The following is a 20,806-nucleotide window of genomic DNA, read 5'->3' as shown; positions in this document are numbered from 1 at the left end:
TGATCGGCCAGGCTTTCACACGGCCGCTTGGTCCGGGCTATGGGGTGCTGTCGTGGCTGCTGCGGCGTCGCGGTCGGCATCGAACGCCCGCGACCCTCGTCGTCGCCACCGTGCCAGCTGATCGGCCTGACGGCCCCCTTGGTGTTCGTCCTCTTGAAGCCGGTCGGCCAGTTCCAGAAACGCGCCGAGCAGGGTGGCACGGTCATCGTCGGCCAACTCAACCAGCCCGGCCTTCTGCACCAGGCCCCCGAGTTCGATCAGATGACGCGTGCGTTCGCGGCGTGCCTTGGCCCAGTCGCGGGTATCAAAGCGAGCCATCCGGGCCTCCAACCTATGGCGCTGGACTGTCACCCGTCGCAGGAAGCGTGCTGTGGCTTGGAGTTGCTGGCGGAGTGTCACCAACCCCGTTCCCCTTTCCCCGGGTGCCCGGCTTGCTGTCGCTCCGAAAGAAGGCCTCACCGGCTTCAGCCCACCTCGCGACGGCCTCGGGTTTTTCCGCAGCCTGCTTAACGGCGGCGAGCAGCGCCCCGGCCAAAGCCTCCAGGGACAGGGCATCGGCGCCGGTTGCCAGCACCAGTTCACCCAACTGTGTTTTCTGCCGATCCTTCAGGGCGAGGGCCTTTTCCTGAAGCGCCTTGATCTGTCCATCCAGTGCCACGGGCTTGCGCATTAATCTCTCCTATCGCAGGGTTGGCGCAGGATAGCGGACCCGAAGAGTGCCGTCACTCACAGCGGAGTGAAACGGAGCTGTTTGTGAAGTGCGCGCTTAAACGTTGCGTTGCAACGTGCGCGGTCAGGCGATAGCCTGACCAACAGAGAGAGACCAGATCACGAGACCCGCCCACGGCATGGCGATCTATCACTTCTCGGCCAAGGTAATCCAACGCTCGCACGGGCGGAGCGCGGTGGCTGCTGCCGCCTACCGCTCAGCGTCCGCGCTGGAGGACGCGCGCCTTGGCCAGACGTTCGACTACCGGGCCAAGGACGGTGTGGTGCATTCGGAGATCATCGCACCCGAGGGGTCTCCGGACCGCTGGTTGGACCGCTCGACACTGTGGAACGAAGTGGAGGCGATCGAACGGCGCAAGGACGCGGTGCTGGCGCGCGAGATAGAATTCGCCCTGCCGCGCGAGTTGTCGCAAGCCGAAGGGATCGCGCTGGCGCAGGATTTCGTGCGCGAGCAGTTCGTGGTGCGCGGGATGGTGGCTGACCTCAACGTACATTGGCCGAGCGATCCAGACGGGGAGGTGAAGCCGCACGCGCATGTCATGCTGTCGATGCGGGCGGTCGAGGGCGACGGGTTCGGCAAGAAGCAGCGCGACTGGAACGACGTGGGCCTGCTGCGGACGTGGCGGGAGCGGTGGGCGGAGCTGAGCAATGAACGGCTGCTGGCACTGGGGCACGACATAACAATCGATCACCGGTCGTATGCGGCGCAGGGGATCGCACTGGAGCCGCAGAACAAGATCGGGCCGGCGGGCGCACGGCGCGAGGCCCGCGGCGAAGACGCCGAGCGAGCGGCGGAGCACGAAGCCCTGGCGCGGCGGAACGGCGAGCGGATCATCGCCGATCCCGGACTGGCGCTTGAAGCGCTGACCCGACAGCAGAGCACGTTCACCCGGCGGGACCTGGCGCGGCTGGTGGACCGGCACACGGCGGACGCTGAGCAATTCGCCATGGCGATGGCCAGGGTGGAGGCGTCACCGGAACTGGTGCGGCTTGGCACGGACGGGCACGAGCGGGAACGGTTCACCACGCGGGCGATGCTGGCGACCGAGCAGCGGATGGAGCAGGCGGCGGGGGCGCTGGCCGAGCGTCAGGGGCACCGGGTCAATCTACGGCGGCGGCTGACGGAGTCCAGCACACTGGGGCGGGAGCAGGTGTTGGCGTTCCGGCACGTGACGCAGGCGCAGGATCTTACCGTGGTTGTGGGCTACGCCGGGACCGGCAAGAGCACGATGCTGGGCGAGGCGCGGGCGGTGTGGGAGGCGGACGGCTACCGGGTACTTGGAGCGGCGCTGTCGGGGATCGCGGCGGAGCAGCTGGAGGGCGGGGCAGGGATCGCCAGCCGGACGGTGCACAGCCTGCTGTTCCAGTGGGAGCAGGGCCGGGAGAAATTGACCGACCGTGACGTGCTGGTGGTGGACGAGGCCGGGATGATCGGCTCACGGCAGATGGAACGGCTGCTGTCGCAGGCGCAGGTCGCCGGGGCAAAGGTGGTGCTGGTGGGCGACCCGGAGCAGTTGCAGGCGATCGAGGCGGGGGCGGCGTTCCGGGCAATCGCCGAGCGGGTCGGGGCGGTGGAAATCACCGAGGTGCGGCGCCAGCGCGAGGCCTGGCAGCAGGCGGCGACGCGGGAGTTGGCGACCGGGCGGACGGGAGATGCGCTGGCGCGCTACGAGGCGGCCGGAATGGTGCAAGGACACGCCACGCTGGACGACGCGAAGGCGGCGATGATCGCTGGGTGGGATGCGGCACGGCAGGAGGCGCCCGAGGCGCGGCAGATCATGTTGGCGTATCGGCGGGTGGACGTGCGGGATCTGAATGAGCGGGCGCGGGCGGTGCGCCAGGCGGCCGGCGAACTGGGTGCGGACTACCGGATGCAGACGGAGCGCGGGGGGCGGGATTTCGCGGCGGGGGACCGGGTGTATTTCCTGCGGAATGAGCGCGGGCTGGGGGTGAAGAACGGCACGCTTGGCACGGTCGTCGAGATCGCCGGGCCTGCGCCGGGGCAGGGCGAGCGACTGACGGTGCGGCTGGACGACGGGCGGGTGGTTGGCTTCGACGTGAAGGACTACGGACATATCGACCACGGCTACGCGGCGACGGTGCATAAGAGCCAGGGGGTGACGGTGGACCGGACGCATGTGTTGGCGACCGGTCACATGGACCGGCACGCGGCCTATGTCGGGCTGAGCCGGCACCGGGAGCAGGTGGATCTGCACTGGAGTGCGGATGAGATGGGCAGCCGGGAACGGCTGGCCCGGGTGCTGGGGCGGGAGCGGCTGAAGGACACCAGTCTGGATTACGGGCTGGCGGCGGGGGGAACGGCGCGGCAACCCGAGATTCGCCCCGAGTCGGGCGACTCGGTGCGGGCCTATGCCGAACGGCGCGGGCTGGTGCCAGAGAGCGAGATCATCGTGCAGGGGCGCCAGGTGGCGGCGGAACCTGCGCAAGAGGCCCCGAGGCCGGCGGCCAGGCGGGGCAAGTTCAGCGGGCTCAGGTTGGGCGCCGGCCGAACCTCGGAGGTGGTCCCGGAGCCCGAGCGGCTGGTGCCGCCGGTCGAGTCCACACCGGCGCGCGTGGTGGTGACGGAACAGGAACGCCAGCAGGCAGAGCTGGAGCGGCTGGCGGCGGCGTATGCGCAGGCCTGGGGCGATGCCGAGCGGATGCGGCGGAAGAGTCTGCCGGTGCTGCCGCACCAGGAGCAGGCGTTGCAGGCGGCAGACCGCGCGCTGGAGGCGTTCGGTGCGGGGACCGGCCGGGACGTGGGGGGGGCGTTGGAGGTCGCACCGGTGCTGGCGCACAGGATCGAGACCAAGGATGGCCGCCAGGCGCTTATCGCGGCGGCGGCGCAGGTGCGGCAGGACCGGCAGGCGCTGGACCAACGTGTCCGGGAGGTGGTGCGCGGTTGGGCCGCACTGGAGCAGGCGCACGACCAGGCCGCCGGCCGTTACGACTGGGATGCGGCGCGGGCGGTGACGCAGCGCCTGGAGACGTATGCGCAGGCACTGAAGCAGGACCCGCAGATGGAGGACGTGCTGCGCGGCCGAGGAGCGGAATTCGGGGTGGAAAAGGGATCGCGGCTGGAGCGGGTGGTGCTGGCGCCAGAGGTGACCGAGCGGCTGATGCGCCAGGTCGGGCTGGAGCGGGCGCGTGGACGTGACCACGGCCCGAGCCTGGGGATGTGATCATGGACGATGCGGTTCACGAGCCGGAGGACGACGGCGACGCCGTGCGGGCGTTCGAGGCGTTGCGGGAAGAAGTGGCGGCACTGCGGCGCGGGGTCGAACTGGTCTATCGCCAGGGCCAGCAGACCGAACCCGGTGCGCCGGACTACAGCCCGACGCTCGGTCAGATGGAGAAGGCGTTGCAGGCCATCGTCGGGCGGTTGGAGGCGGTGGAGCAACAGCCGGCGCTGACGCTGACGCCGGCACGTTTCCGCACCGAGATCGACAGCGTTGCCCACAGCGCCGTCAGCACCATCAGCCGGCCGTTTGTCGAGGCGGTGCAGGAGGCCCGGGCGGCTGCTCGCGACCTGAAGGCGCTGACCGGCCGGGTACATGAGCGGCAGGAGCAGCGGATCTGGCTGCTCATCGTCGGCGCGTTCGGTCTTATTGTCGGCGTGGGGCTTTGGTATGTGGCGGCGGGACTATTGCCGCGGAGCGTGGGCGACGGGATCGCCGCCTCGCTGATCGGCGGCACCCGGTGGCAGGCGGGCGAAATGCTGATGGACGAGGCCAGCCCGGCCTCGTTCGACAAAATGGTGCGGCTCTACGAAGCGTGCGGCGAGCAGACGACCGCGTTATGCGAGGCGGCGGTCGCCGTGCGATCCATCCAGCCCGGCCAGGAGGGGAGCATAACCACCTTGCCAGCATCAGCAGCATCCCATCCTCCGTTGCATGGTGGCAACGCAGGCCAGCAGGGCCGATGAGGGAGGCAAGAGGCGGCGTCCATGGCTGACTTCTACATAGTGCCGATTATGCGGTCCCTGGGCGGGTCCCGGTTTGGCGGCATGACGGTTGCTAGCCGGTGACGCTCACGCGCACGATTTAGTAGGTTCACCACCATGAGGTTCGAGAAAACTCAGCCCGGCAACCCACACAAGCTGACTGTAAAGCAGCATGTCATTCCCGTGCGAACGATTACCGGGGCACGCGCGTGCCCCGGTCGAAGCGTCGCGCAGGCCGGGGGCATGGTCCTTTCGTGAAATCACTGCTTATAATCGCATCACTGATGGCAGAGGGGCATTATGGGTAGCATCACCATCCGCAACCTCGATGATTCGCTGAAGTCCCGCCTGCGCGTGCAGGCGGCTGTTCATGGTCGCTCGATGGAGGACGAGGCGCGTGACATTCTGCGCTCTGCGCTCAGCCGTGAGCCCCGACGCCAGCGCAATCTGGCCGCCGCCATACGCGCACGCTTCGCGCCGCTTGGCGGGGTCGAGCTGCCGGCCATACCGCGCGACGCCATGCGTGCTCCGCCCACGTTCGACGAATGATAGTTCTCGACACCAACATCCTATCTGAGCTGATGCGTCCGGCGCCGGAAGCTGCTGTTGAGCAATGGCTGGCGGACCAGCCTGAAGCCAGCGTGTTCATATCCGCCATTACCGAGGCTGAACTGCGCTACGGCGCGAAAATCATGCCACCCGGCAAGCGCCAGGCGGCTCTTGTTGCAGAGATCGAAGGCATGATCGGGGAAGATTTTGGCGGACGCATCCTGCCGTTTGATAGCCCAGCCGCGATTGCCTTCGCCGAGATTGCCGCTCAGCGCCGCCAGGCCGGCCGACCGATTTCCCAGGCCGACGCTCAGATTGCCGCTATTGCGAGGTCGCGCGGTGCGGCTCTCGCTACACGCAACGTGCCGGATTTCGAAGGCTGCGGAATAGACGTGGTTAACCCATGGACAGCCAGGGGAATCTGATGACGACCACAACGGCTTCCCAAATGAATATAATCAAATCCAAGAAGCGAGTTGCTGACCACGGGGAGGTTCTCACGCCTCGGTGGCTAGTCGAAAGAATGCTCGACCTCGTCAAGGGTGAGACCGAGCGCATCGACTCCCGTGTTCTGGAGCCTGCATGCGGCAGCGGAAATTTTCTTGTGCCAGTCTTGCAGAGCAAGCTGGCCACCGTTGAGGTGAGCTATGGCAAGTCCGAGTTCGAGCGGCGGCACTACGCGCTGCTCGCCCTGATGTGCATCTATGGCGTCGAACTGCTTGTCGACAACATTGCCGAGTGCCGCGCCAACCTGCTCGAAGTCTTCGCTGACTATCTGAATGTCGATGGATCGAACGACCTATACCGCGCCGCATTCAATGTGTTGTCGCAGAATCTTGTGCACGGTGACGCGCTGACGATGCGCTCCCGCGACGGCCAACCAATCAGCTTTTCCGAGTGGGGCTACCTCGGCAAGGGCAAGTTCCAGCGGCGTGACTTCCGCCTCGACGTCCTTACGGGGGCTTCGGCGTTTAGCGCTGAAGGCTCGCTGTTTGCCCAGTTGGGCAAACACGAGTTGTTCACACCAATCAGAACTTACCCGACGATGACGGTAAAGGGGTTAGCGGATGGCTGCTGAGTTGCAGGCAGCCTTTGCTCTGCGCGGCCGGAACCCGGATGTGCTGACGTGCATAGCGAACCTTTCGAACGACGAGGTGTTCACGCCGCCCGAGTTCGCAAACCGGATGCTGGACACGCTAGCTGACGCCTGGGCGGCCGACCACGATGGAGCGAACATATGGGCGGACCAAAAGGTAAAGTGCCTCGACCCATTCACGAAATCCGGTGTCTTCCTGCGCGAGATCACCAGTCGCTTCAACACGGGATTAGCCGGTGAAATTCCGGACCTTCAGGAGCGCGTCGATCATATTTTGACGAAACAGGTGTTCGGTATAGGCATCACGCAGCTTACCAGTCTGCTAGCACGGCGCAGCGTCTATTGCTCGAAGCATGCCGACGGCAAGCACTCCATCGGCAGAAGCTTCACCAGCGAGGCCGGGAACATCTGGTTCGAACGGACGGAGCATTCCTGGCACAACGGCCGATGCACTTTTTGCGGCGCAAGCAAAGAAGCTCTGGATCGGGGTGAGGGGTTAGAAACCCACGCATATGCTTTCATTCACGCCGACGACATCAAAACTCGCATCGTCGAGTTATTTGGAGGAGACATGCAATTCGACATCATTATTGGCAACCCGCCGTACCAGCTTAGCGACGATGGTTTTGGGACAAGCGCAGCGCCGATCTACCAGCACTTTGTAACGCAAGCTAAAGCGTTGGAGCCACGCTACTTGTCGATGGTTATCCCAGCCCGTTGGTTTTCAGGCGGCAAGGGGCTGGACGAATTCAGAGAGTCGATGCTCTCTGATGATCGCCTACGCTCAATTGATGACTTTCTCAGCGCATCTGATGTCTTCCCGGGAGTGGGTCTGAAAGGAGGAGTTTGTTACTTCCTTTGGGACCGGGAAAATCCCGGACCCTGCCAAGTCACCACCCATTTCAAGGACTGGCCGATCTCGACAGCCAGTCGTCCGCTTCTTGAAGAGGGCGTAGAAGTGTTCGTCCGCTTCAACGAAGGGTTGTCGATTCTTAAGAAAGTTAAAGGGGTGGAGACTGGAACTTTCAGTTCGCCTGCCATGCCCGAGGACTCCCGCTTCGATCGGTTGGTCAGTTCGAGAAAGCCATTTGGGTTTGAGACAACGTTCAAAGGCAAGCGTAGTAGGAGCACTAATGACGTTCTCATTTACCAAAATGGAGGAACGGGATACGTAGCAAGAAGCTCGATATCGAGTGGTGCCCGCTATATCGATAAGTGGAAAATTTTTGTAGGAAGAGCAGCGCCTGGCACAGGCAATAAAGACACCTATCCCCACCGAATCATAAGCACGCCATTTATAGGGGAGCCGGGTACGATCTCATCGGAGACTTACATTTGTATCGGCCCATTCGAGTCGAGGGGCGAAGCTGAAAGCGCATTGTCATACCTCACTTGTCGGTTGACCCGCCTTCTGATTCTTCTTCACAAGCCATCGCAGGATACGACGCGAAAGGTCTACACCTTCGTGCCAACACAAAAGTGGACTAGGAGGTGGACAGACGAAGATCTGTACAGGAAGTACGGCATTACGGCGGATGAAGTGACTTTTATTGAAAAAGTCGTCCGACCAATGGACCTTAGTGGAGACACTGAGGATGGGTAAAACTATCGACGATATCCTTACACCAAAGCCTGTAGCCCGGCCGCGCATTTATGCTTATGCAATCGATGATCTGGCGCATAAGGGACAACTGAAAGTCGGGCAAACCACGCGCGATGTGGCACTGCGCGTTTCCGAGCAATTGAAGACCGCTGCCATCAAGAATTACACCATCGTGCTGAACGAGCCCGCCGAGCGCGACGACGGGTCCATCTTCACCGATCATCAGGTGCGCGGCGCCCTCGCCAAGAAGGGTGTGAAGAAGGTTGGTTTGGAGTGGATGCGCTGTTCGATCGCGGACGTTAAGACAGTCCTCACCGAACTCCACACCGGCCAGAAGTTCAGTGGGACGCATTCCGAAACGTTTCCGATGCGCCGCGAGCAGGCCGAGGCGGTGAACAAGACGCACGCCTACTTCCATTCCATCTGGAACGAGGACAAGCACGCCGCACCGCGCTTTTTATGGAACGCCAAGATGCGCTTCGGCAAGACTTTCACAACCTATCAGCTCACCAAGAAGATTGGTGCGAAGCGCATTCTCGTGCTGACCTTCAAACCCGCCGTGGAAGATGCGTGGCAGACGGACTTGGAAAATCACAAGGACTTCGACGGCTGGCAGTATCTCTCGAGGTCCTCTGGCAGCGATCCGACGCAGATCGATTCCAGGAAGCCGGTCGTCTATTTCGGTTCTTTCCAGGACCTGCTCGGCCACGACTCGGCTGGCAATATCAAGGCCAAGAACGAATGGCTTCATGCCGTTAATTGGGACCTTGTGGTGTTCGACGAATACCACTTTGGTGCCTGGCGCGACACAGCGAAGGAGTTGTTCGAGGGCGAGGACGATGCTGTCGCGAAGAAGGAGACCAAGCTTGAATACGGCCCCGGACTGGCGGGGGTAAACGAGGACTTCACCGTGCTGTCAGAGAAGGAGACAGACTTCCTCCCCATCACGACCAAGGCCTACCTCTATCTTTCCGGCACGCCGTTCAAGGCACTGGCTACGGGAGAGTTTATCGAAGAGCAGATCTTCAACTGGACATATACCGACGAGCAGCGCGCCAAGGAGGCGTTCGCGGCGCAGAATTCCGGCAAGTTGAATCCCTACGGCGCGCTGCCGCAAATGCGTCTGCTCACCTACCAAATGCCGGACGAACTGGTGGCCATCGCCAGTGCCGGCGAATTTGACGAGTTCGATCTTAACGCGTTCTTTGAGGCCAAGGGGACGGGTAAGGCAACACAGTTCACGCACAAGAGCGACGTGCAGAAATGGCTGGATATTATCCGGGGTTCGTACGCGCCCGCGGCGGTCGAGCATCTCAAAACCGGCACACGGCCGCCGTTCCCGTACTCGGATGTGCGCCTGCTGCCATATTTGCAGCACGCGTTCTGGTTCCTGCCCAACGTCGCTGCCTGCCATGCTATGGCGCACCTGCTGGCCGAAAAGCACAACACTTTTTGGCACGGTTACAAGGTCGTCGTGGCGGCAGGGGCTTCGGCGGGGATCGGCCTCGCGGCGCTGCCCCCGGTACGCAAAGCGATCGGAGGCGGATTTGATACCAAAACCATAACGCTCTCGTGCGGAAAACTCACGACCGGCGTGACCGTATCCCAATGGTCGTCCATCCTAATGCTGCGCAACCTGAAGTCGCCCGAGTCCTATTTCCAGGCGGCGTTCCGTGTGCAGTCTCCGTGGTCCATTAAGAACCCGAATGGCAACAATCCGAACGAAGAAGAAATTCTGAAGCCGGTGTGCTATGTGTTTGACTTCGCACCCACGCGCGCGCTCCGCCAGCTCTCCGAGTATGGCATCGGACTTTCCCCAAACGAACAGAATCCGGAGAACGCCGTAAGAGACCTCGTGTCATTCCTCCCTGTGCTGGCCTACGACGGCGCGAACATGACGCAGATCGATGCGGGCGGCATTCTTGATATTGCGATGGCGGGCACGTCGGCAACGCTGTTGGCGCGTAAATGGGAGAGCGCGCTGCTGGTGAATGTGGACAACGATACGCTGCGTCGAATTCTGGACAGCCCTGAGGCGATGGCCGCCGTAGAGCGCATCGAGGGCTGGCGCGCGTTGGGCGACAACGTCATCGAGACCATTATTAACAAGAGTGATAAGGTCAAGGGACTCAAGAACAAGGCTCAGGACAAGCCGCTGACCGATAGTGAGAAGAAGCAGCTCACCGACGAAGAGAAAGAATACAAGTCCAAGCGCAAACTTGTTCAAGAGAAGCTTATAAAATTCGCGACGCGCATCCCAGCGTTCATGTACCTGACAGATTTCCGAGAAAATACCTTACAGGACGTGATCACCAAGCTGGAACCGGACTTGTTCTTGACCGTCACTGGCCTGACGGTGGCCGATTTCCATTTGCTCGTGCGCCTCAAAGTGTTCAACACCGAGCAGATGAACCAGGCGGTGTTCGCATTCCGCCGCTACGAGGACGCCTCTCTGCGTTACACGGGCATTGAGAGCCATAAAGGGCTCACGCATTACGGGCTCTACGACACCGTGGTGGAGAGGGAGTAAAAGGTGGTGTCGCGGGGTAGATGGAACCCATCCCGTTCATGAAGCGGGCAGCACAGCACATGAAGAAATTGTCTTCCGGCAAGCTTCTAAGAATCCCCGTGCGCTTTGTCGATGGGCGCTGGGAATGCGAGTACGGCGGCGTCGTCCCTGCTGCTCCTGATAGCCAGGCGGAGCTTCTGATTGCGAACAAGTCTATAATAGACCCCCACTTCCTTGCTCGCATGAAGGCGACCTCGACCGTAAGGGTGCTAAAAGAGAACGAACCCTCCCCGCCATGTCCACTCGTTGAATTGCTGCCAAAGAGTGTTATAACCTCCTTTATCACACTCTATGGATTCGAGATCATGAGCGACGAAAGCGAATCAGTCATCGGGTCGTTACCGCCGCCGCGCGCGGCGGATGTCCTGTTCGGCCCCGGCGAAGATTTCGAGGCCAACGCGTCCATCAGCCATTGGATTGAAGTCGATTACGTCTACACCGTCGGCTTCCGCCGCGCGGGTTTGCGTCTGGCCGAGCATGTGTGCGAAACCGGCAGTGATCAGGATTTTCTGATCTACCCGATCGTCTATCTCTATCGGCACCACGTCGAGTTGATTCTCAAGGCTATTGTCAGCGTTGCGGCCTCGCTGCTCGATCGCGAACTCACGGACGGCGATCGCAAGGCACTCGGAGGGCATGATCTTGCCCGGCTTTGGGCTGCCGCCCGTCCGTTGCTGAATCCGGTCTGCGCTCTCGTGCCCAACCCTCCCTTTCCTGACGATGACCTCCTTGGGATCGATTCGTATATCCGCCAGCTGCACGAACACGACCCGAATGGGGAAAGCTTTCGCTATGCCACCAGAAAGCTGAAGCCAGGTGACCGCCGTGGCACCGCTGTTGGCACGCCTTGGCTCAGCCCAGACCTCAAGCTGGTGAACATCCGCGCGTTCGCCGCCGCGATGGAAAGGCTCGCTGATTACCTGGAAGGGATCGAAGGGTGGTTTGGCGATTTGGTCGATGCAAAAGCGACGTGGCGGAGGAAATATGGTGGCTGACCTCATCATTGCCCCATCGCCTGGCCTGATTCCTGCCACGCTGTTCATGCCGACGCCGAAGGCGGCGAAGCGCGTGCTGGAGTTTTTCACCGCCCAGATTAACAACGACCACACCCGCAAAGCCTATCTGAACGCCACACGGCGTTTCGCGGCATGGTGCGAGGATCATGGCCTCGATGAACTCGCGGCCGTGCAGCCGATCCACGTCGCCGCGTTCGTCAAGGAGCTTCAGGGTCAGTTCACCCCGCCCACGGTGAAGCAGCATTTGGCCGCGTTGCGGATGCTGTTCGACTGGCTGGTGACCGGCCACGTCATGGACGCGAACCCCGCGCACGCGGTGCGCGGCCCCAAATACGTGGTGAAGAAGGGCAAGACGCCCGTGCTGACCGCCGATGAGGCACGCGCCCTGCTGGATGCCATCCCGATCGACACGCTGATCGGCCTGCGCGACCGCGCGCTGATCGGCGTCATGGTCTACACTTTCGCACGCGTGAACGCGGTCATCGGCATGAAGGTGAAGGACTACTTCACCCAGGGACGGCGCGGCTGGGTGCGGCTGCACGAAAAGGGCGGCAACGAGCATGCGGTGCCCTGTCACCACAGCCTGGAACAGATCCTTGACGACTACCTCGCCGCCGCCGGCATCGCCGGCGAACCGGACGAGCCACTGTTCCGCACCACCGGCCGCAAGACCGGCGCGGCGCATCCCCTATGGCAGCAGGACGTTTACCGGATGATCCAGCGTCGCGCGGCTGCCGCCGGCATCGCCACCAAAATCGGCAATCACACGTTCCGGGCGACGGGCATCACCGCCTACCTGAAAAACAAGGGTACGCTGGAGCATGCGCAGACGATCGCCAACCATGCCTCGCCGCGGACGACCAAGCTCTATGATCGGCGGAGCGATGAGATTTCCCTCGACGAGGTCGAGAAGATTGCCATTTGATCGCGTCGGTGGATGGCACGACTTAACGTCTTCATGTCACGACGCCACCGGACAGCAGGCGCGCGAGGCGGCGCGGGCCAGACGTATCATCCGCACCGCGTCGACCGCGCTTCCGCCGAGCGCGCCAGCGATGTGCTTGACGAACGGCATGTCCGTCGTCGTCCAACTAACGACATTTTCCGTCAGCTCGGTAACGCCGGCCGTGCCGACCGCCGTCCAAGCCACATGGCGGAGCAGGGAGATTGTGACTGCCAATCCTGGCCGTAAGCCGTAGAGCACGGCAATCTGCCGGATCAGCAGCACACCACGCCCGCCAGCAATAAGACCTTCCAATCCTTTATGCGGGCAAATCGCGATCAAAGCGGCACTTTGCATGGCGGCGTTCTTGCCAAGCAGCGTCGCGCTGGCCTCCAACGGAGCGACAATCTTCAGTCGGACAAGCGCCCGAATTTCGGCGGCCGATCCCGCCTCCTGCAACACGATTTGGGTTTGCGACGCTTCGGGGAGGTGTCGCCCGGCCAGGATCAACCAATCCAACGCTGCGCCCAGCGTGTTGTCGCGGTCGGCCAGATTGGCCGACAGTACGCGTCGCAGCCGACCTACCTTGGAAAGGGCCTGCCAGGCGCGGAGTTCGCGGGCCGTGGCCAGCATGAGCAGCGCCAGGCTCACGACAAAGCAGGCCGAGGTAACGACTCCCAGAGCGAGTGCAACCCGGAACTCCTGCATGACGAAGGAGACGATCGAAATGGCAACCCAGGTCGTCAATAGCCCCATGAGGCCGAAGGTGATCAACAGGCCGGTGCCTACGCGTGTGGTTGGTGGGTTGATGGCGGTGGCGCTCTGCAGATCGGGTAATTTGTTCGGTAGCGCAGGATCGGCCTTAAGGAGCATCGGCCCTGCGGGCGGTTCCGGAATGGCCCTATTTCGGTCCAGGCCGTGCGCGGAGTTTGGCATGCTGGCCGATGGCTCGTCGTGGCCGTGCTCATCAAGAAAGCGGGGTCCGTCGCTCATAGCAGATCACCAATGAGGTCGGTGAGGACGAGGTCGAGGCCGAGATGCGGGATGACGCCACTTGCAGGGTCGTAGGGGCGGGGTTGAAAGACCGGCAGTTGGAAGAATTTGCGCTCCCAAAAGCTGGCGGGTGGCCAGATCGACGGTACTTGGCCCACGAAGAACGGCCGCAATTCCCCGTCAACCATGCCCTTAACCACCGCGACGTCGTTGTTACCGATCTTTCCTAGGCCTTCCTGGGTTGAGTTGATTGAGGCGACGGTCTTGAACCGGACAGAGTCGGACGTCTTGGGCTTGGTGGCATCCCTGGCCAGCACAGCCACCAGCTCGCTAAGATTGGCGCGGGAGAGTTCGGGGACGTGATCGGCCTTAGTAGCGGCAACACAGACCCTGGCGATCTTGTGGGCTGCCATGGAGCGCGTCACCTCGGCGATGGCACGGGCGGTGTCCTCGAAGGCGGCCTGCCCGGCATAGAGCGGGGTCAGCACGTCGACCAGCAGGACCTGGCGGTTGAAGCGCTTGAAATGCGGCGTGACGAACCGCGCCTTCACATGCTGCTTGTAACGATCAAAGCGGTCGATCAGCAGTTCCGCGACGCTGCCGGGTTTCGGCGGTCCGCTCGGCACTGCCATCGGGAAGAACCATAGGAAAGGCATCTCGGTGCCCTCCGACCCAGGGCATAGGAAGCGTCCGGGCTGGAGGTAGCGAAGGCCATGTTCAGCTTGGCAGGCTTTAAGAGCCTGTTTGTATAGGATGTGGGCGCGGTGAATAAGTTGGTCCTGGGCGGGCTGCTCGGGATGGAGCGTCGTCCTCACGTAGGCCTGGAACACCGCCGCACAGCTGAGCCGCGGCTCAATGCGTAGCAACTCAAGCGTCTGGCGAGACCATTCTTGATAGGTTTGATCGAGCAGGGGCAGGTCAAGCAGCCACTCCCCCGGGTAGTCGACGATGGGGGTGTAAGCCCAAACCGCCGAAAATTCCGTCAGGCCAAATTCAGCCCCGCCACGATCGCATCCAGGTCTATCACCTGCCCGCTATCGCGAAAGCTATAACGTCCGTTCAGATGGATATGGCGCCACGCCGCCGGCGAGACCTTTTTGATCATGGCGAGGGTTTTCAGACTCGGGCTCGTCCCGTACTTGAGCAGCAATCGCGACAAGATGGCGGAGTTGTAGTAGATGATCGCATTCGCGATCAGCCTCGCGCATTGGTTGCTGATCTCGATTTCAATGTCGGTCCTGCCGGTAAGTTCCTTCTTGCCGCCGACCTGGGCAATGGCCGAGCGTAATTGGTGATAGGATTCGAGCCGATTCTGCGAGCGTTGGACGTCGCGTTGCAACTGTGGATTACGTAGGTACCGCAAGGTGTAGATGCTGCGGACCAGCTTGTCGAATTCGAAGATCGCGTGCCGCGTCGGGTTCGGTTGGGTGTAGGTGCACAGCTTCCTGATCAGGGTGCCTTGCGTCATTTCCTTCAGGCCCAGCGTCGCCACGATCTGATCGATGTTGGGTTTCTCATTCACGATGGCTGGCAGGTCGACCTGGCCAACAGGCCGGATGAGGAATTTCTCATACAGCGACGTGTCGTCGGCGCAATAGAGTTCCTTCAGTTGCGCTTCCAGATCGGTGAAACGTGGTTCGAAGCGCGGTCCAAACCAATGCAGGACTGCGAAGTTGGCCTTGTTGACGCTGTGCATGTCGCCAGTAATCGCGGTCGGAACGATATCCGATGTATTGCGATACCAGATGTCGAACACATGATGGGCTTCGAACTCATGCGCGCCGATAATCCAGCCTTGCAGCGGGACATGATTGCACAGCAGCGTGTAGGCGACGACACCCGTGCCGCGGCCGAAATATTTGCGTGAGTGACGCGCCTTCACGGTCGGCCGTTCCACACCGAACTTCTGACCGTCGACGCTGCCGTAGAGCGTGTCGAGTCCGAATGAGTAGTGCGGAAAAATGGGGAGTGCCGCGATACCATTGCTGATCCGGTCATTGGCTGCTTGCAGCGAAGCCTGACGCAGATATTGCTGATAGGTCGTTTCCAGAAGATGGTAGGCAATGTCGCTGGTTTTCGCCATGACGAGGTTGCCGTGGTTCATCGCCTGGGCGATGATGACAGCCATAACGCTGTCCACGTCGGCGGCCTGTTTGACGTAGCGCGGCTGCAGCGGTGTCAGCGCCGACAGGACCTGGCATTGTTCGTTGGTAAAGCGGACCACGTCGGCGATATCGCAGAATGCCAGCTGCTCATAGAAGCTGTCCTGATGTGCGGCATCGTTGTCGGCCTTGGGGCGGCGCCACGTGAGTGCCCCGGTTTTGCTGTCGTAGTCAAAATGCTTAAGCTTTCCCTGACGCAGCTCACGTTCCAAGGCCAGCCATTGCTCGTGTAATTCCACCGACAGGGCTTTGAGCTGTATATTGATCGGCTGGCGCAGCCAGGGAATGTCCAACTGGGCGAGCACGTCCGCCTTCTCTTCGAGCGAGACGAGTTCATCGGTGAAGCGGCGGTGCTGCAGGCTGTCGTTCAGGTAGATTTCACCCGATTTGAGGCGTTTTCTGATTTGCCGGTAGACCCAGAACTCGTAACGGTCGGCATGCACGGCTGTCGGCGTCCCGTCCGCATCGAACCTCAGCAAATAGGGGCGCAGGGGTTTGGGTAGAGTTACTTCAGGGCATTCGGCGAGCGGGCGCTGCGACAGACGTTGCTGTCTGCCGAATACGTTCCGCATCCAGGCGAGCGCGGCGAGCCACGGATTAGCTGGTGCGCCACTGGAGAAATCGAGTGCCCCGTAGAGCGGGCGTAGGTGGCGTCGGATACGCTCCGCGAGCCCGTCGACAACCTGCCAACGCATGGCCAGCTTGCTCCCCGATTTCTCGCTCAGGCGCAGGCCGGCGATCTGCAACGCTTCGCGCGGCATGATCTTGAACGCGTGCTGGCGCACTGCGCCAAATGGCGTGGTGTCGGCGACCGTGTCATCGACATAGAGCAACAGCAGGCGCCCGACCCGCGGCGTTTCCTGCTCGCGCCGCTCCTGTTCGGCAACGAATTGCTTATTTGTCCGCGCCTTGCTCTCGTCTTCGATCTGCTTCATGTGATAGCTTAAGGCGTCGACGAGATTGTCGGTGAGTTGCCGGTAGCGCTGCCAGGCGTAGCAAAGCAAGTACAGATGTGTCTGCTCGGTCTTGAGTCGGCGTAGATCGTAGACCGTGTAGAAATTTGCCAGGCTCGCGTAATGGTGCAGATTGCGCTGCGAGATCGCAAGCTCAGGCAGCAGTGTCCTGGCGATCAGATACAACGGTTCCAACCTGGCGCGCTTCTCTCGTTCGTTCGCCATCTGACGCCACCTGAAGTTTTTGGCGTCCTGCCTGAGCGCCGCCAACTCCGACAAGGTGTCGTCGCGCGTCAGTAGCTGGGCGAGCGCCTTCCGCGCCGCATCGTCCAGCATGCTGGCGAGCAGGCCTCCCAAACGCCCGCGCTCCGCGGACAAGGCCTTGCTGATAAGCGTCTGCAATGTCGTGTAGCCGGGGCGGATGATCTTGCGCTCGTTGAACCAGGCGATGAGTTCGGCGACGATGAACCCTGGCGTGACATCGCGCCGCACGATTTGGGTGGCCTGGTGGGCGAGTTGCGTGAGGAAGTCCGCCGACCACAGGCGGTAGCCGAACAACTCTGCGATCATTGTGCGCTGGGCATAGTGTTCATGTTTAGTAATGGTTTGGCCGTGGAACGGTTGATCTTTGAAATAGCGGATCAGGACGAACATACAATCGTCCTCTGCGTCATCCCAGGTGAAGCGGAAGAAAGCGTGCTTGGCCTTGAAGTAGCCGATTTGCAGGGCACACCAGACCTGGGTGTGGAGGCCAGGGCGGCTGGAGGCAAGAGTCAGTTCCGGTCCGGACAACGACAGATAGGTCAGCCGCTGCCGGTCGTCGAAGTCGGGCAGCCCGTACAGGGCGAATTGCTCAGCATCCGACAGGACGGCCAGGCGCTCGCTCTTGTTCGCCATCGGTTTCGTGATTCCCGTCGGGCATACTTTCCGTATAATAGGTGATAAACGGAAAGATTGGATTGCGCCATGAGCATCCAGGCGGGTTCCAGGCCCGTGGAGCATACCCCGCCAGCCCTCGAAAACCGGAAAGTTCCCATTCGCAAGGCAAATGCTGCCTACCGGAGCCGAGAATATCTGTCAGACCGGGAGGTGACAGCGATGATCGCAGCAGCGGCCGCTGTCGGCCGGCATGGCACGCGGGATGCCGCGTTGATTCTTCTCGCCTACCGCCACGGCCTGCGCGTGTCCGAACTCGTCAGTTTGCGCTGGGATCAGGCTGATCTCCGCCAGGGGCTCCTGCATGTCACCCGGCTCAAGCACGGCATCGCGTCGGTTCATCCTTTGCGCGGACCGGAGTTGCGAACCCTCCGCCGCCTGCAGCGGGATTATCCGGATACAGGCTACGTGTTCGTCAGCGAGCGCAAGGCGCCGCTCACCGCCGACACGGTGCGCAAGATCGTCGGGCGGGCCGGACAGCGGGCTGGTATCGAGTTCCCGGTACACCCGCACATGCTGCGCCACGCCACCGGCTACAAACTCGCCAACGACGGACAGGACACACGGTCGATCCAACATTATCTGGGCCATCGCAATATCGAACACACCACTCGATATACTGAATTGAGGCCCGACCGCTTCAGGGCCTTTTGGTCCGACTGAACGTCAGCGATCCCGGCCATAACAGCGGCTGGCTGCCGCAATCGTCGGCAGACGGAATTTTCGGCGGTTTGGGCTTACACCCCCGGTTTGGTCACCATCGAAGCTGGCAGCACACTGGACGTGACCGGCGTCATCGCCGGCAGCGGCGCGTCCCTGCTGCTCGGCACCCCGGAAAGCGCGGCAGGCTCCGTCACCGGCTTCGCCGCCGGGGACACGATCGACCTGGCCGGCATCGCCCCCGCCTCGGTCAGCGATGCCGGGGGTGAACTCAGCTTCGCCGGCGGTTCGTTCCCGCTCACCTCCGCCATCTCACTGGTCATCGTGTCGGACGGCAACGGCGGGACCGACATCGTCCCCTGCTTCGTCGCGGGCACCCGCATCGCCACACCGAGCGGTTCGGTCACGGTCGAGGCGCTGCAAACCGGCGATCTGGTGCGCACCGCGTCTGGCGACGTTCGTCCGGTGCGCTGGATTGGCTGCCGCACCATCGACCCGGCCCGGCATCCCGCCCCCGGCCAGGTGCAGCCGATCCGCATCGCGGCGGGTGCTTTCGCCGAGGGCGTGCCGTCGCGTACGCTGCGCCTGTCCCCCGATCATGCGGTGTTGCTGCACGGCCTGCTGATCCCGATCAAACTCCTGCGCAACGACGCCAGTGTCACGCGCGAGATCGATTGCCGCTCCGTGACCTACTATCACGTCGAACTCGACGCGCATGACATTCTGCTGGCCGAGGGGCTCGAAACCGAATCCTATCTGGATACCGGCAATCGCGCGATGTTCGAGAATGTTGGCCTGCCGGCGATCCTGCATCCCGACATCACAAATGACCAGGCCCGCCGGAAGATGGAATCCTGCACGCCCTTTGCGGACCAGCCGACCGTGGTCGAGCCGATCTGGCGGACCTTGGTCGCGCGGGCAGAGCAGATGGGGCTGGCCGTGCCACCGATGCCGGAGACCACCGACAATCCGGCTCTGCATCTGATGGTGGACGGTCGCCGCTGCGCACCGGTAAGCGTCGCCCATGGCTGCTACATCTTCCTGATCGCACGCAATACGTCGGAGGTGCGCCTGGTGTCGCGCCGCGCTGAACGGCACAAAACGTCGCCGTGGGTCGCAGATAACCGGCGACTGGGTGTGCAACTGCGCGCAATGACCATTCGCTGCGGCGGCGCGGTCTTGCCGGTCCCACTCGATCATCCGCTGCTGGCCGATGGCTGGTGGGAGCCCGAGTGGCACGCCGCGACCACGCTGCGCCGTTGGACGAAGGGCGACGCAGTCGTTCCGGTGATGGAGGCTGGACCGGGACCTCTTGTGCTGGAGGTGGAGGTGGCCGAGACCGTGCCCTATCCACTCCCAATCGCGGCGAAGGAGGCCGGGGCGAGACGCGTGTGAAGTATGGCCATCTGACAGCAACCGGGAGGCGGATCCGGTTCTTGCCGCGGCCACCATCAATGAGGTGCTGCTCGACCAGGCGCTGGCAAAATTCGATCGCCACACGAAGGTGCAGGCTGCCCGCAGCCGCGCAGCTTGCGGACAGCGGACCCAGATGATAGGACGCGTTGGCGAAGCTGCTCCCAGTCCTTGCTGGCCAGGATGGGGCGAAACTGCGGCTGACCCAGCAGAATGGTCTGCACCGACGCGCGGCCGTCGACTGTGATGTTGGACAGCATGCGCAGTTCCTCCATCGCCGTCAGCGACAGGGTCTGCACTTCATCGATCACCAGCAAGCAGCGCCTTCCCTGCTTGCGCTGGTCGCGCACCATATGCTCGAATCGCCGCAGCAATGTGGATTTGTCGGTGCCCGGCGTGTCGCCCAGCCCGAAATTCGCCATCGCCAGACGCAACAGGTCGTCGCCCGACACCTGGGTCGTCACCACGCGCGCGACGACATAGGTGTTGCGATCCAACTGCGACCACAATTGTTCGGTCAGTGTGGTCTTCCCCGCCCCCACCTCGCCAGTGATGACGATGAAACCTTCCTGCTGCGACAGCCCGTACACCAGGTGCGCGATCGCCCGGCTGTGCCCGGCCGATCCGAAGAAGAATCGCGTGTCGGGCGTCAGCAGGAACGGTAGGCCGGTGAGGTTGTAGAATTTGTCGAACACGATGTGCGATCAGAAGGTTTTGGTGAAGCCGACGAGGAGCAGGCTCTGATAGAAGCGGTCGATTACCAGAGGGGACATCCTATCATAAAACGAAAACCGCACATGCGTGCTCAGGCTATCGTTCAGCGTGTAGGTCAGGACCGAGGTGGCCAGATATGACGTGCTGTCACCGAGATTCGGCCCCCCGCACACGGACAGCAGCGTACCGAAGCATTGCTGCCCCCCGGTTTGTGTCTGAGTCGAATAGGTTATCGACGAATCCAGCGCCAGATCAGGCCGCAACGAATGTCGCCACTCCGCGGTGACCGTATCGAACGTGGCTGACGACGGTATTCCGCCGGTGGTCGTCTGGTTGCCGAGAACCAGGGCGAGCGACATCGTGTCGCGGTCCAGAGTCGTCTGCACGTTCATCGAGAATGTATTGAAGCGATAGACCGCCTGCACATCGTTCGGCTCGAACGCATTGAAGATCAGCGGCTGACCGTTCGCACCGTTGATAAACTGCCCATTCGGGCCAATGATGCCAAACTGGACCTGGCTTTCGAC

At 62.1% G+C, this 20,806-nt stretch carries 18 protein-coding genes; 11 read left to right on the top strand and 7 right to left on the bottom strand.

The window, feature by feature from the left end:
• Positions 1-15: 15 nt before the first annotated feature.
• Together GSQ89_RS38155 and traD are read right to left on the bottom strand one after the other, a co-directional pair.
• Positions 16-318, bottom strand: coding sequence for a conjugal transfer protein TraD (locus GSQ89_RS38155; protein ID WP_158933335.1), 303 nt, complete (start codon positions 316-318; stop codon positions 16-18).
• 13 nt (positions 319-331) lie between these two features.
• A complete protein-coding gene (gene traD, locus GSQ89_RS38150) occupies positions 332-670 on the bottom strand; it encodes a conjugal transfer protein TraD (RefSeq protein WP_158933334.1) in 339 nt (112 codons plus the stop codon).
• A gap of 178 nt (positions 671-848) precedes the next feature.
• Between traD and traA the strand changes: the two genes are divergently transcribed.
• The 9 genes from traA to GSQ89_RS38105 all read left to right on the top strand — a co-directional run bounded on the left by traA (position 849) and on the right by GSQ89_RS38105 (position 12,430).
• On the top strand, positions 849-3,911 hold the full coding sequence (gene traA, locus GSQ89_RS38145) for a Ti-type conjugative transfer relaxase TraA (RefSeq protein ID WP_158933333.1): 3,063 nt from the start codon (positions 849-851) through the stop codon (positions 3,909-3,911).
• Between the two features lie 2 nt (positions 3,912-3,913).
• Positions 3,914-4,654, top strand: coding sequence for a DUF6118 family protein (locus tag GSQ89_RS38140; protein ID WP_158933332.1), 741 nt, complete (start codon positions 3,914-3,916; stop codon positions 4,652-4,654).
• Between the two features lie 318 nt (positions 4,655-4,972).
• Positions 4,973-5,221, top strand: a complete 249-nt coding sequence (locus GSQ89_RS38135) for a FitA-like ribbon-helix-helix domain-containing protein (RefSeq protein ID WP_158933331.1) — start codon at positions 4,973-4,975, stop codon at positions 5,219-5,221.
• Complete coding sequence (locus GSQ89_RS38130; protein ID WP_158933330.1) at positions 5,218-5,646, top strand: type II toxin-antitoxin system VapC family toxin; 429 nt, start codon at positions 5,218-5,220, stop codon at positions 5,644-5,646. The genes GSQ89_RS38135 and GSQ89_RS38130 overlap by 4 nt, the downstream gene beginning before the upstream one ends.
• The gene (locus GSQ89_RS38125) at positions 5,625-6,299 is read left to right on the top strand and encodes an N-6 DNA methylase (RefSeq protein ID WP_371734343.1); all 675 of its coding nucleotides are present in this window, start codon (positions 5,625-5,627) and stop codon (positions 6,297-6,299) included. The genes GSQ89_RS38130 and GSQ89_RS38125 overlap by 22 nt, the downstream gene beginning before the upstream one ends.
• Positions 6,289-7,920 carry an Eco57I restriction-modification methylase domain-containing protein gene (locus GSQ89_RS38120; RefSeq protein ID WP_158933329.1) on the top strand — a complete coding sequence of 544 codons (1,632 nt, stop codon included), beginning with the start codon at positions 6,289-6,291 and terminating at the stop codon, positions 7,918-7,920. The genes GSQ89_RS38125 and GSQ89_RS38120 overlap by 11 nt, the downstream gene beginning before the upstream one ends.
• Complete coding sequence (locus GSQ89_RS38115) at positions 7,913-10,450, top strand: DEAD/DEAH box helicase family protein (RefSeq protein WP_174254985.1); 2,538 nt, start codon at positions 7,913-7,915, stop codon at positions 10,448-10,450. The genes GSQ89_RS38120 and GSQ89_RS38115 overlap by 8 nt, the downstream gene beginning before the upstream one ends.
• 20 nt (positions 10,451-10,470) lie before the next feature.
• Positions 10,471-11,484: a hypothetical protein gene (locus tag GSQ89_RS38110; protein WP_158933328.1), complete on the top strand. Its 1,014-nt coding sequence runs from the start codon at positions 10,471-10,473 to the stop codon at positions 11,482-11,484.
• Positions 11,474-12,430: a tyrosine-type recombinase/integrase gene (locus tag GSQ89_RS38105; protein ID WP_158933327.1), complete on the top strand. Its 957-nt coding sequence runs from the start codon at positions 11,474-11,476 to the stop codon at positions 12,428-12,430. The genes GSQ89_RS38110 and GSQ89_RS38105 overlap by 11 nt, the downstream gene beginning before the upstream one ends.
• Positions 12,431-12,466: 36 nt before the next feature.
• Here the strand turns inward: GSQ89_RS38105 and GSQ89_RS38100 are convergent, their stop codons facing one another.
• The 3 genes from GSQ89_RS38100 to GSQ89_RS38090 all read right to left on the bottom strand — a co-directional run bounded on the left by GSQ89_RS38100 (position 12,467) and on the right by GSQ89_RS38090 (position 17,453).
• Positions 12,467-13,441 (bottom strand): DUF697 domain-containing protein, encoded by a 975-nt coding sequence (locus GSQ89_RS38100; RefSeq protein WP_158933326.1) that lies wholly within the window; start codon positions 13,439-13,441, stop codon positions 12,467-12,469.
• On the bottom strand, positions 13,438-14,352 hold the full coding sequence (locus GSQ89_RS38095; protein WP_254073578.1) for a YcjX family protein: 915 nt from the start codon (positions 14,350-14,352) through the stop codon (positions 13,438-13,440). The genes GSQ89_RS38100 and GSQ89_RS38095 overlap by 4 nt, the downstream gene beginning before the upstream one ends.
• Before the next feature lie 71 nt (positions 14,353-14,423).
• Positions 14,424-17,453 carry a Tn3 family transposase gene (locus tag GSQ89_RS38090; protein ID WP_158933325.1) on the bottom strand — a complete coding sequence of 1,010 codons (3,030 nt, stop codon included), beginning with the start codon at positions 17,451-17,453 and terminating at the stop codon, positions 14,424-14,426.
• Between the two features lie 69 nt (positions 17,454-17,522).
• On the opposite strand from GSQ89_RS38090, the gene GSQ89_RS38085 reads away from it, so the two are divergent.
• Positions 17,523-18,155, top strand: coding sequence for a tyrosine-type recombinase/integrase (locus tag GSQ89_RS38085; RefSeq protein ID WP_158933324.1), 633 nt, complete (start codon positions 17,523-17,525; stop codon positions 18,153-18,155).
• An 87-nt stretch (positions 18,156-18,242) separates the two neighbouring features.
• The gene (locus tag GSQ89_RS38080; RefSeq protein ID WP_158933323.1) at positions 18,243-19,547 is read left to right on the top strand and encodes a Hint domain-containing protein; all 1,305 of its coding nucleotides are present in this window, start codon (positions 18,243-18,245) and stop codon (positions 19,545-19,547) included.
• A gap of 56 nt (positions 19,548-19,603) precedes the next feature.
• Here GSQ89_RS38080 and GSQ89_RS38075 read toward each other — a convergent pair whose 3' ends face one another.
• A complete protein-coding gene (locus GSQ89_RS38075) occupies positions 19,604-20,260 on the bottom strand; it encodes an AAA family ATPase (protein WP_158933322.1) in 657 nt (218 codons plus the stop codon).
• Positions 20,261-20,269: 9 nt separating this feature from the next.
• Positions 20,270-20,806, bottom strand: a 537-nt coding sequence (locus tag GSQ89_RS38950; RefSeq protein WP_216856662.1) for a hypothetical protein, incomplete at its 5' end; no start/stop codon positions are given.

Origin of the sequence: Acidisphaera sp. S103, from assembly GCF_009765975.1 — a bacterium.
Lineage (GTDB): Bacteria > Pseudomonadota > Alphaproteobacteria > Acetobacterales > Acetobacteraceae > Rhodopila.
Note: the sequence above shows the minus strand (reverse complement) of the source record. Positions and strands in the feature narration are given on the sequence as shown.